Here is an 11,574-nt window from a genome sequence, read left to right on the forward strand (position 1 = left end):
CTTCGTGATCCGATAACGCCTCAGTCCGCTGCTCATCCGCCGGGGAGCCGTGCGCCGGAACCTAAACGCTTGCGCGGTTTTCTTTCTCGTTTTCTTATAAGCGAAATTCGCCTGCAACAATCCGGACGAATGGAAGCTTGGCAGGGTGGGAGACTGAATGAAGCGATACATCATTTTTGCAGCCATAGGACCGCTGGTGGCCGGCTTTTTTCTTCTCATTCTCGGAACGCCGGAAGGCTACTGGGATGGGGTCGATGTTGTGAAGAAGCTGTTCAAGGTCCTGCTGATGACGATTCCCTACAACTATTTGTTCGGGATCATCCCCGCGCTGATGATCGGCGCCGTCGACGACATTCTCTTTCACGTCAGGAGGATTGCTCCGGTCCTGCGGATGCTCCTCACCGGCATCGTCGCATTTTGCGCAACGGCTGTTCTCTATGGCTCGCTAGGGAGCGAGACGGGCCTCAAGCACTATCTGCTCTACGGACTTGTTGGATTTATTCCTGCGACCATCTCCTCGTGGCTGGCGCACAGATTCGACAAGCAGCCGGGGGTCCCGCTGCCGGCGTGATACGCTGCCGTGCAGGTTGGAGGAAATGCAAACTCTTGGGATAGTTTCGGGATCGCGACGCCGGAGAAAGTTACTTTTCGCCAGGCGCGCGCGGACGGATTTTTTGCGAAACTCGATCGTTCGGAATGACGAGGCGCTCGCTCCTTATTTCAAAGGAACATCCCAAAGTGCCTCGGGCAGTTAAGCCAAACGCGGCGGACAAGGCGCGTATGTACTCCGTTGAAAGTAGAAAGGGCACGGAGAGTGGTGGGGATGAAGACTTCTGCAAGTCGGAAATAGACTGAGGGTAAGGTTGGAGCATCTCGGTGGCGGAGGGTTCGGAAGAAAGTTCGAACTCGGCACCAGAAGCGCGACTGCGCGACCGCCCGAGAGGGCGCCCCTGCGGAGACGTTGAGCGAAGCGAAACTGTCGTGAGCGAAATGATGGCGGAAGGGGTGGGATTCGAACCCACGGTGCCCTTGCAGGCACGCCGGTTTTCAAGACCGGTGCCTTAAACCACTCGGCCACCCTTCCGGTTCGCCCCCTCTTGAGGGAAGGCGCGAGCGATTGCAAGGGTTGTCCGCGCGCGGGGGGGGGGCAAACCCGGCAAAATCAATCTCCGGTTTACCAACTCGCGCTTCGGGCCGTTTCCGGCATGGAAGCAATGAGTTAAGGTAAGCGGCGTATGAGTGCCATCGTCCGGCCTTGCGGTGCCCGGTAGGCAAGCGGCCGCGAAAGATGCTATTTGGGGTTCTATGGGGATTTGCGTCAGGGAATCGGGCGGGGCAGCCGCGCGCGTCGTGGCGGCGGGAGCCTTGTGCCTGCTGGTCGCCAATTGCGCCGCGTCGAACAAGCTCTCCAGCCGCGTCGATCCGAAGTACGGCGTTTCCAGCAGCCCCCGCGTGGTGGATTTCGGTGACCCGGTCCCAAGGGGTGGCGGCACCTATCGCGTCGGCAAGCCTTACGTCGTCGCCGGCCGGACCTACGTTCCGGAAGAAAACCCGAACTATCGCGCCGAGGGAATGGCTTCCTGGTACGGCGATGCCTTCCACGGCCGCCTGACGGCCAATGGCGAGGTGTTCGACATGACGTCGCTCACCGCAGCCCATCCCACCATGCCGCTGCCGAGCTATGCCCGCGTCACCAATCTGGCCAACGGCAAATCGGTCGTCGTCCGCGTCAACGATCGCGGGCCGTATCACGGCAACCGGCTGATCGATGTCTCCAATACCGCCGCCAAACTGCTCGAATTTCGCGAAAACGGCATCGGCCGGGTCAGGGTGGAGTATGTCGGCCGCGCCCCGCTTGAGGGGTCGGACGACCGCCAGTTGATGGCCACGCTGCGGACCGGCGAGCCTGCGCCCGCGCCATCGACCGTGCGGATCGCGTCGGCACGCGCCTTTATTCCCGATATGACGCCTTCTCCCTCTCGCGGGGTGACCCGAGGCGATGTTCCGCTGCCTGCCGGGCGACCCTATACGCTTGGTAATACACAAGAAGATTTGGCTGCGGCAGGTGCATCCGAAGTCTCGGCATCTCGCGCCTCACGGCCTGGCGGACGCCGCTACGAACGCAGCGCTCCGGTTGAGGCCGAGAATGTTGCCGAGGAAGCGCCCGCGACGACAAGGCCCGTTGCGGCCTACGCGCCGGCGTCCCGCGACAACGACCTCAATCTGATGTCAGGCCGCGGCCTCTACTGAGCCAAATGCGCCCCGGCGATCAGCTCCGCACACCGTTCAGGAATTCAACCAGCGCCGCGTTCACCTCGTCGGGGCGTTCCTGTTGAATCCAGTGGCCGGCACCTTCGATGATCAGCTTGCGCTTCAGGTTGGGCAGCACACGGTCCATTTCGGTGACGCGCTTTCCGCCGAGAATGCCGGTGACGACGGAGTCTTTGGCGCCCGCAATGAAGATTGACGGCTGATGGATTTTCGCACCATGCCAGGGGGCCGTCAGCTCCCAGTTCCGGTCGATGTTGCGATACCAGTTCAGGCCGCCGCGAAAACCGGTCCGCCGGTAGGTTTCGACAACATGCGCATGGTCCTGTTCGCTGACCCATGCGGGCAGGGGTCGCGGAATGGTGGGATCGCCCAGAAAGCCTTGCCCGTCCTTCAGGAATAGCTTGCTGTCCACGCCGAAGGTCACCGCGCGCATGGTGTAATCGACATCGCGCTCGAACTCGGCTTCGGCGACACCCGGCTTCTGGAAATACTGCCAGTAGAAGTTGGTGACGCCGCTTTTGGCCAGCGTATCAAGCGGCCGCTCGCGTCCCCGCCACGGTGGTGCGACACTCAGCCCACCGACGGCGGTGAAGATGTCGGGCCTGAACAGGGCCGCGTGCCAGGCGACTGGCGCCCCCCAATCGTGACCGATGATGATCGCCTTGGTCTCGCCCAGCGCCGCCACCAGCGCGACCATGTCGCCGACCATGTCGAAGATGGAATAGGAATCGATGCTCTGAGGGGCCGAGGTACGCCCGAAGCCGCGCATGTCGGGCGCCACGGCATGGAAACCGGCAGCGGCAATGGCCGGAAGCTGATGTCTCCAGGAATGGGAGAGTTCGGGCCATCCATGGCACAGCAGTACCAGCGGGCCGGAGCCCTGTTCGGTCACAAAAATCTCAATGCCGTTGGCTGAGATCATTCGCGATGACGACATCGATTTTCCGCCTCTTTTCAACATTTTGAAGGTCACGGGAGCGCCGAAGCGGCCGGCCGCACGTTGTTTGGTATCAGCCCAACTGTTACAAGGCGATCCTCAGGAACCTCAACATGGCAGCCATTCTCAGAGCATCCCGGAATCGCGGGCGTCGGTATGGGCGGTTTTGGCCGCTTGCCGTTATCCTCGTAATGGCCGGATTGGCGATTGGCGGCGGGGTCCATGCGGCCAACAACAGCGTGCAGGGTGCCAAAAAGGACGAGGGCTACGAGATCGATGCTCCGACAGCGATCCTGATCGAGGCAAAGTCCGGCAGCATTCTGTTCGAGAAAAATCCCGACGAACTCCGTGCGCCGTCCAGCATGATGAAGCTGATGACGGCGGAGGTTGTCTTCAACGCACTGAAGCGGGGCGACATAAAGCTCACTGACGAATACCGGATCAGTGAGTACGCCTGGAGAAAGGGCGGAGCGCCGTCCGGCGGCTCGACCATGTTCGCCGCGATCAACAGCAAGGTCAGCGTCGACGACCTTTTGCACGGCGCGCTGATCCAGAGCGGCAACGATTCCTGCATCGCGCTGGCGGAAGGCATGGCGGGCAGTGAGCGCGACTTCGTTGCGTTGATGACCAAGCGCGCGCGCGAACTCGGCCTGACGAAATCGACATTCGGAAATTCCAACGGCCTGCCGGACCCGGTCAACAAGATGACAGTGCGCGAACTGGGCATGCTGGCGCGGCACATCATCCAGACCTATCCGGATAACTACAAGCTGTTCGGCGAGCGCGAATTCACCTGGAACAAGATCCGCCAGCAGAACCGCAATCCGCTGCTGACGATGCTCGAAGGCGCCGACGGTCTGAAGACGGGTTACACCAAGGAGGGCGGCTTCGGCATGGTCGGCTCTGCGGTGCAGAACGGCATGCGGCTGATCGTAGTGGTCAACGGACTTGAAGATTCCGATGATCGCGCGGCCGAGGCCAAGAAGCTGCTCGAATGGGGGTTCCGCAATTTCGAGGCGCGGACGCTGTTCGCCAAGGATCAGGCTGTCGGCTACGCCAAGGTGTTCGGCGGCAGCGCGCGCTCTGTCAAACTGGCGAGCCCGGAGCCGATCAAAGTCATGGTGCAACGGAATGGCACCGACAAACTGCTTGCCCGCATTGTCTATACCGGCCCGGTACGCGCGCCGATCCAGCCGGGCCAGCGTATCGGCACGCTCAAGGTCTGGCGCGGCAGCAATATCGCACTTGAATCTCCGCTGGTTGCGGCAGAATCGATCGAGACAGGTTCGACCACCCGCCGCGCCATCGACGGTGCTAGCGAACTCGTCATTGGCCTGTTCCGCGCCGGCGCGGAGAAGCTTTGACATGACCGACGCTGTCAAACCGCGACAGCCGCCGCGCGGCCGCTTTATCACTTTCGAAGGCGGCGAGGGCTCCGGCAAATCGACGCAAATCCAGTTGCTGGCGGATCGTCTTAACGCGGCCAAACTTCGAACGATCACAACGCGCGAGCCGGGTGGCTCGGCCGGTGCGGAAATCGTGCGGCATCTGTTGCTTTCGGGGATGGCCAAGGCGTTCGGTCCCGAAACAGAGTCCCTGCTGTTCGCCGCCGCGCGCGACGATCACGTCAGTCAGGTGATTGAACCGGCGCTTGCGCAGGGAATCTGGGTGCTGTGCGATCGGTTCACGGATTCCACACGCGTCTATCAGGGCGAACTGGGCAAGGTGGATCCGAAACTGATCCGGGCGATGGAGCGCGTCACCATCGGCAATCTCAAACCCGATCTCACGATCATCCTGGATGTTCCCGTTGCAGTCGGAATGGAGCGCGCGCTCAAGCGGCGAGGGACCGCGGTGCCTGACCGTTTCGAGGGTGAAGGCGTGAGCTTTCACGAGAAGCTGCGCGAGGCTTATCGCAAGATAGCGGAAGGCGATCCGCAGCGCTGTGCGCTGGTTGATGCCGACGCTGATCCCAAAACCGTTGCCGAACGCGTCTGGAAAGCCCTGCGCGATCATCTCTTCTCTGTGGCCTCCGTTCGCGAGACCACCAAGGCATGAGCACTCGCACGGCCAGATCCGAGACATCAATTCCGGCGCCGCGCGAAACGACGGCGCTGTTCGGTCATCGCGATGCCGAGCAGATGTTGCTGGCGGCCTATCGCAGCGGTCGCATTCCTCATGCGTGGCTGATTGGTGGTGCGCAAGGCATTGGTAAAGCGACCTTGGCCTATCGCATGGCGCGGTTCGTACTCGCGCATCCAGATCCGGCGGCGCGGTTCGTGCAGGATGCTGGCGATTTGTATGTCGATCAGGATCATCCGGTGGCGCGTCAGGTCGCAAACGGCAGCCACGGCGGATTGCTGACGCTCGAGCGCACTCTCAATGAAAAAGGAGCAATGAGTAGTGTTATCACGGTAAAAAACTCGCGTGAGACCATAAGTTTCTTTGGCACAACTGCTGCGGTGGAAGGTTGGCGCGTTTGCGTCGTCGATACGGTCGACGAACTAAATGATTATGCTTCGAACCAGATACTGAAGGTTCTCGAGGAACCGCCGGCGCGATCGCTATTTCTGCTGCTCAGCCACGCTCCGGCGCGTGTCCTCGCCACCATCCAGTCGCGCTGCCGCAAACTACCGTTACGGTCGCTGGAAACAGGCGATGTGATTCACGCGGCGGCGGAAGCGGCCGGGCTGAACCTCAGTGATAACGCGCTGGGTGAGGCGGCGGACGCGGCGGAGGGGAGTGTGGCCCGCGCACTCACATTGCTCGGTGGCCAATCGCTCGGGCTCCACCAGCGCACACTCGAACTGCTGAATCGTCTGCCTCAACTCGATCAGCGCGCGCTCCACGCCCTCGGTGATGCGTTGCCGCTCAACGACCGCGTCGGACTGAAGGCTTTCGTCGACACCGTTGAGCGCTGGCTGACAGGACACCTCCATGCGCCGGATGCGGGCGCGAACCTGCCGCGCCTTGCACGGCTTGCCGAGGTATGGGAAAAGATCAACAGTGCCGCGCGCGACACGGAAAGCTTCAATCTGGAGCGAAAACCTCTGGTTTTCTCGGTATTTGGCATGCTCTCCGACGCGACGCGCTGACCGCCGATCAGGCGGTTTCCCGCGCAAGAATGGCACAATCGACGTTTACGGAAAGGGCCTTCGCAAAGTTTGCGATAGCAGAAATCACATATGTCCCGTCAGACCTTTTACATCACAACCGCCATTGCCTATCCGAACGGCGTCCCGCACATCGGTCATGCCTATGAGGCGATCGCGACGGACGCGCTTGCGCGCTTTCAGCGTCTCGACGGCAAGGATGTGTTCTTCCTGACCGGCACCGACGAGCACGGCCAGAAGATGATCCAGACGGCACAGAAAGAAAACATGACGCCGATGGATCTTGCGACGCGCAACGCGGCACGTTTCAAGGAAATGGATCAGCGTCTGAACATTTCCTACGACCGCTTCATCCGCACGTCGGAGAAAGTGCATCATGAGTCTACGCAGGAAATCTGGCGACGGATGACCGCGAACGGCGACATCTATCTCGACAGCTATGCGGGCTGGTATTCGGTTCGCGATGAAGCTTACTACGCCGAGGACGAGACTGTCGTCGGAGAGGACAAGGTGCGGCGAGGGCCGCAAGGCACACCCGTCGAGTGGGTCGAAGAGAAAAGCTATTTCTTCAAGCTCTCGGCCTATCAGGACAAGTTGCTGGCGCTTTACGAAAGCCAGCCGGATTTCATCGGACCGGATTCGCGCAAGAACGAAGTCATCAGTTTCGTCAAAAGCGGGCTGAAGGATCTGTCGATCTCGCGCACCACGTTCGACTGGGGCGTGAAGGTGCCGGGTGACGAAGAACACGTGATGTATGTGTGGGTCGATGCGCTGACCAACTACATCACCGGCGTCGGTTTTCCGGACGAGGGCGACCAGAACTGGCGCTACTGGCCGGCGGATGTTCATATCATCGGCAAGGACATCATCCGCTTTCACGCCGTGTACTGGCCGGCGTTCCTGATGTCGGCAGGCATCCCGGTGCAGAAGCGCGTCTTCGCGCACGGCTTCCTGTTCAATCGCGGCGAGAAAATGTCGAAGTCAGTCGGCAATGTCGTCGATCCGTTCAATCTGGCGGATCAGTACGGCGTCGATCAGCTTCGCTATTTCTTCCTGCGGGAGGTGCCGTTCGGCCAGGACGGCAACTACAACCACGAGGCCATTGTCGCGCGCACCAATGCGGACCTCGCAAACGATCTTGGCAATCTCGCGCAGCGCTCGCTTTCGATGATCGGTAAGCAGCATGGCAGCGTTCTGCCGGAGCCTGGTACCTTCAGCGACACCGACAAAGCCATTCTGGCGATGGCTGACGGCATGCTCGATCAAGCGCGCACGGCCATGGCCACGCAGCAAATTCATCACGCGCTGAATGCGATCTGGGCTGTGGTGGCCGAGGCCAACCGCTATTTTGCCGGCGAAGCACCATGGGCGCTCGCCAAGACCGACCCGGCACGTCAGAAAACCGTGCTCTATGTCACCGCCGAAGTCGTCCGGCAGATTGCGATCCTCGCGCAGCCGGCGATGCCCGACGCGTGCGCCAAGCTGCTCGATATCCTTGGCGTCGCACCGGACGCGCGCGACTTCGCAGCCCTCGCCACACGGATCAAGAGCGGAATCCAATTGCCCGTGCCCACGCCGGTATTTCCGCGTTACATTGATCCCCCGGAAGCCGGAGCGGCCAAAGCCTGATGCTTGTCGACAGCCACTGCCATCTCGATTTTCCTGACTTCGCCGCTGATCTCGACGCCATCGTCGCGCGCGCCGAAGCTGCGGGCATCGGGCGCATTGTTACTATTTCGACGCGTGTTCGCCGCCTCGACGGCTTGCTGGCGATTACATCGCGTTTTCCCAACGTCTATTGTTCAGTGGGCACGCATCCGCATAACGCCGACGAGGAAGATGGTATCACCCCGGATGAACTGATCGCGCTCACGAAGCATCCGAAGGTCGTGGCGCTGGGCGAGGCGGGGTTGGATAACTTCTACAAGGACGGATCGCCGGAAGCGCAGGAGCGGGGCTTTCGTGCCCACATCGCGGCAGCGCGGGCGACCGGATTGCCGCTCGTCATCCACACCCGCGAAGCGGATGAGGCCTGCGGCCGCATCCTCGAAGACGAGATCGCGAAAGGGCCGTTCAAGGCTGTCCTGCACTGTTACACCGGTGGACGCGAGCTCGCCATGAAAGCCATCGGGCTGGGGCTGTCGATTTCCTTCACCGGAATCCTGACGTTCAAGAATTCGCAGGCGATCCGCGACATCGCCGCCGAGCTGCCGGCGGACCGGATCCTGGTGGAGACCGACGCGCCGTATCTCGCGCCGGGCAAATTCCGCGGCAAACGAAACGAGCCGTCATTCGTGGTCGAGACTGCGAGAGTGCTGGCGGAAACACGCGGCGTTTCAATCGACGAGATCGCGCAGCAGACCACGGAAAATTTCTTCCGGCTGTTCGACAAAGTGCCGCGCCCGGACGCTGAATCTGCATGACGGTGATACTGACAATCCTCGGCTCCGGATCATCCGCCGGCGTGCCGCGTCCGGCGCTTGGCTGGGGCGCATGCGATCCGAACAATCCCAAGAACCGCCGCCGCCGCTGTTCGCTGCTGGCTGAAAAGGGGGGCGCGAACGGTCTGACACGCGTCCTGATCGATACCTCACCGGACCTGCGCGAGCAGTTGATCGACGCCAATGTCGATCACCTTGAAGCGACTTTCCTCACTCACGAACACGCCGACCAGACCCACGGCATCGACGACTTGCGCTCCGTGGTTCTGCATCAGCGCAAGCGGATTCCCGTCTATCTGAACAAGTCCACGGGCAAGGATATCCTGACGCGTTTCGCCTATTGCTTCGAGCAGGCGCCCGGCAGCGACTATCCAGCTATCCTGGAGAAGCGATCAATCGAGGCGGGTGAAACCGAGAGCGTTGAGGGGAAGGGCGGCTCCCTCGCCCTGACCGCTTTCCTGGTTCAGCATGGCAACATTCCGGCGCTCGGCTATCGCATCGGCAATGCCGCTTATACGCCCGATCTTCACGACATTCCGCCGGAGAGCTTTTCCGCGCTGGAAAACCTCGATCTGTGGATCATCGATGCGTTGCGCTATGCGCCGCATCCGAGCCATTTCAGTCTCGACGATGCGCTGTCGTGGATCGCGAAGTTCAAGCCGAAGCGTGCCGTTTTGACAAACCTGCACTCGGATCTGGACTACGACGTGTTGCAGGCGAAATTGCCGCCTGGGATCGAGGTTGGCTACGACGGCATGCGGCTGGCGATCGAGGCATAAATTACGCCGAAATCGCCTTCGCCGAATTGGCCTGATCGCGCAGCGCGAATTTCTGGATCTTGCCGGTGGACGTCTTCGGGATCGCCCCGAACACGACTGACTTCGGCGATTTAAATCCTGGCAATATACCCTTGCAGTAGCTCAGGATTTCCGCCTCAGTCGCACTGGCGCCTTCCTTGAGTTCGACGAAGGCGCAGGGCACCTCGCCCCATTTGGGGTCCGGTTTGGCAACCACGGCCGCAAACAGAACCGCCGGATGCTTGTACAGGACATCCTCGACCTCGACCGACGAGATGTTTTCGCCGCCCGAGATAATGATGTCCTTGGAGCGATCCTTGATGATGACGTAACCGTCCTTGTCGAGAACGCCGAGATCGCCGGTATGAAACCAGCCGCCCTCGAAGGCTTCCCTGGTGGCCTTTTCGTTCTTCAGGTAACCCTTCATGACGATGTTGCCGCGGAACATGACCTCGCCAATGGTTTCGCCGTCGCGCGGCACTTCGCGCATCGTTTCGGGATCGAGTACCGTAACGGCTTCCTGAAGCGGATAAGGCACGCCCTGACGGCGCTTGAGCTGGGCGCGCTGGTCGGCCGGCAGGTCGTCCCAGCCGGGTTGTTCGGCACAAACGGAGGCGGGGCCATAGACCTCCGTGAGGCCGTAAACGTGAGTCAGCTTGATGCCGATGCTCTCGGCGCCCTCAAGCACCGCCACAGGCGGCGCAGCGCCCGCGATCAGCCCGATAACAGGCTTCGCAGACTTGCCCTTGGGAGCATCGGGTGCGTTAATCAGCGTGTTGTAGACGATCGGCGCGCCGCACATGTGAGTCACGCCGTGGGCCTTGATCAGCTCGAAAATCTTGGCTGGATCGACCTTGCGCAGACAGACGTTGACGCCGGCCGACGCTGCGATGGTCCACGGAAAGCACCAGCCGTTGCAGTGAAACATCGGCAGCGTCCAGAGATAGATCGGATGGGTGCCGAGATTGCCCGCGAGAATATTGCTGACGGCGTTCAGGTAGGCGCCGCGATAATGCGTGACGACACCCTTCGGATTACCCGTGGTGCCGGATGTATAGCCGAGCGCAATGGCGTCCCATTCGTCCCGCGGCTGATGCCACTCGAAGTCCGGATTTCCGGACGCGACCGCCGCTTCATACTCAAGTTCACCAATGCGCTTGCCGCCAGCGAACGCTGCATCGTCGACATCGATCACCAGCGGCTTTGGGCCCTTCATTAAGCCCAGTGCATCCGAGATCACGCCGGAGAACTCAGGATCGACCAGAATGATCCTGGCGCCGCCGTGATCGAGCTGGAACGCGATGGATGCCGCGTCAAGCCTGATGTTGAGCGCGTTGAGGACACCGCCGGCCATCGGCACGGCGAAGTGTAGTTCGTTCATCGCCGGAACGTTCGGCAGCATCGCCGCGACGGTGTCGCCACGCTGGATGCCGCGCGCCGCAAGAAACGACGCAAAGCGCTTGCAGCGCTGATAGGTCTGAGCCCAGGTGAACCTGCGGCCTTCGTAGACCGCGCTCGCGTGGTTCGGATAGACGTTCGCGCTACGGGCAAGGAAGCTCAGCGGGGACAGCGGTACGTAGTTGGCGGCATTCTTGTCCAGACCGGCGCTGTACTGGCCCTGATCGCTGTTCATATCCTGCCTCCCTGATTTGTCCGACACCAACGGTACGGTCAGACACTTGCATCTGTTTCTACAATGGCCGTCCTTGCGGTCAATCATCGGGCTAATCTGCGAACGGCCTCCAAATAGCACCTTGCTTGCGTGTCCAGCGACGAGGCATCCGAAGGCCATTTCACTGCGCGTAACCACACCGAGTTACATGGGTATTTTCAGATATAACCCGATATATATCGATCATTTTATCTATTATTGAATAGATCGTATTGAAATCGCTTGGATATATTATATTCCATAATATACCTTATGCGAATCGTGGGTGTAGCAGCAAAGCTAAAATGTCAGCACTGAGCAAAGTTCAAATGTCAGTCTCTGGTCCCTTTGGGGACTTTGGAGG

General features: G+C 60.7%; 10 protein-coding genes and 1 tRNA gene. 8 read left to right on the top strand and 3 right to left on the bottom strand.

All coding sequences use genetic code 11. The features are described 5' to 3' along the window. Positions 1-157 precede the first annotated feature (157 nt). On the top strand, positions 158-571 hold the full coding sequence (locus tag AC1Q6J_RS17360; RefSeq protein WP_492280459.1) for a DUF5413 family protein: 414 nt from the start codon (positions 158-160) through the stop codon (positions 569-571). A 423-nt stretch (positions 572-994) separates the two neighbouring features. On the opposite strand, the gene AC1Q6J_RS17365 is transcribed toward AC1Q6J_RS17360, so the two are convergent. After that, positions 995-1,084 (bottom strand) — tRNA-Ser (locus AC1Q6J_RS17365). 221 nt (positions 1,085-1,305) lie between these two features. Here AC1Q6J_RS17365 and AC1Q6J_RS17370 point away from each other — a divergent pair. Then, positions 1,306-2,250, top strand: coding sequence for a septal ring lytic transglycosylase RlpA family protein (locus AC1Q6J_RS17370; RefSeq protein WP_492280460.1), 945 nt, complete (start codon positions 1,306-1,308; stop codon positions 2,248-2,250). 19 nt (positions 2,251-2,269) lie between these two features. Here AC1Q6J_RS17370 and AC1Q6J_RS17375 read toward each other — a convergent pair whose 3' ends face one another. Next, complete coding sequence (locus AC1Q6J_RS17375) at positions 2,270-3,208, bottom strand: alpha/beta fold hydrolase (RefSeq protein WP_492280461.1); 939 nt, start codon at positions 3,206-3,208, stop codon at positions 2,270-2,272. 113 nt (positions 3,209-3,321) lie between these two features. On the opposite strand from AC1Q6J_RS17375, the gene AC1Q6J_RS17380 reads away from it, so the two are divergent. From AC1Q6J_RS17380 to AC1Q6J_RS17405, 6 genes are all read left to right on the top strand, one after another. Then, entirely contained in the window at positions 3,322-4,572 is a 1,251-nt protein-coding gene (locus tag AC1Q6J_RS17380) for a D-alanyl-D-alanine carboxypeptidase family protein (protein ID WP_492280462.1), read from the top strand. Position 4,573: 1 nt separating this feature from the next. Continuing rightward, positions 4,574-5,266, top strand: coding sequence for a dTMP kinase (gene tmk / locus AC1Q6J_RS17385; RefSeq protein ID WP_492280463.1), 693 nt, complete (start codon positions 4,574-4,576; stop codon positions 5,264-5,266). Continuing rightward, positions 5,263-6,303, top strand: a complete 1,041-nt coding sequence (locus AC1Q6J_RS17390; RefSeq protein WP_492280464.1) for a DNA polymerase III subunit delta' — start codon at positions 5,263-5,265, stop codon at positions 6,301-6,303. The genes tmk and AC1Q6J_RS17390 overlap by 4 nt, the downstream gene beginning before the upstream one ends. A gap of 90 nt (positions 6,304-6,393) precedes the next feature. Further along, on the top strand, positions 6,394-7,950 hold the full coding sequence (gene metG, locus AC1Q6J_RS17395) for a methionine--tRNA ligase (protein WP_492280465.1): 1,557 nt from the start codon (positions 6,394-6,396) through the stop codon (positions 7,948-7,950). Further along, positions 7,950-8,744, top strand: a complete 795-nt coding sequence (locus tag AC1Q6J_RS17400; RefSeq protein ID WP_492280466.1) for a TatD family hydrolase — start codon at positions 7,950-7,952, stop codon at positions 8,742-8,744. The genes metG and AC1Q6J_RS17400 overlap by 1 nt, the downstream gene beginning before the upstream one ends. Beyond that, positions 8,741-9,541, top strand: coding sequence for an MBL fold metallo-hydrolase (locus AC1Q6J_RS17405; protein ID WP_492280467.1), 801 nt, complete (start codon positions 8,741-8,743; stop codon positions 9,539-9,541). The genes AC1Q6J_RS17400 and AC1Q6J_RS17405 overlap by 4 nt, the downstream gene beginning before the upstream one ends. Position 9,542: 1 nt before the next feature. Here the strand turns inward: AC1Q6J_RS17405 and AC1Q6J_RS17410 are convergent, their stop codons facing one another. Then, positions 9,543-11,192 (bottom strand): acyl-CoA synthetase, encoded by a 1,650-nt coding sequence (locus AC1Q6J_RS17410; RefSeq protein WP_492280468.1) that lies wholly within the window; start codon positions 11,190-11,192, stop codon positions 9,543-9,545. Positions 11,193-11,574: the final 382 nt, after the last annotated feature.

It is taken from the genome of Afipia sp. MLSD5-FHT05B12, from assembly GCF_058793355.1.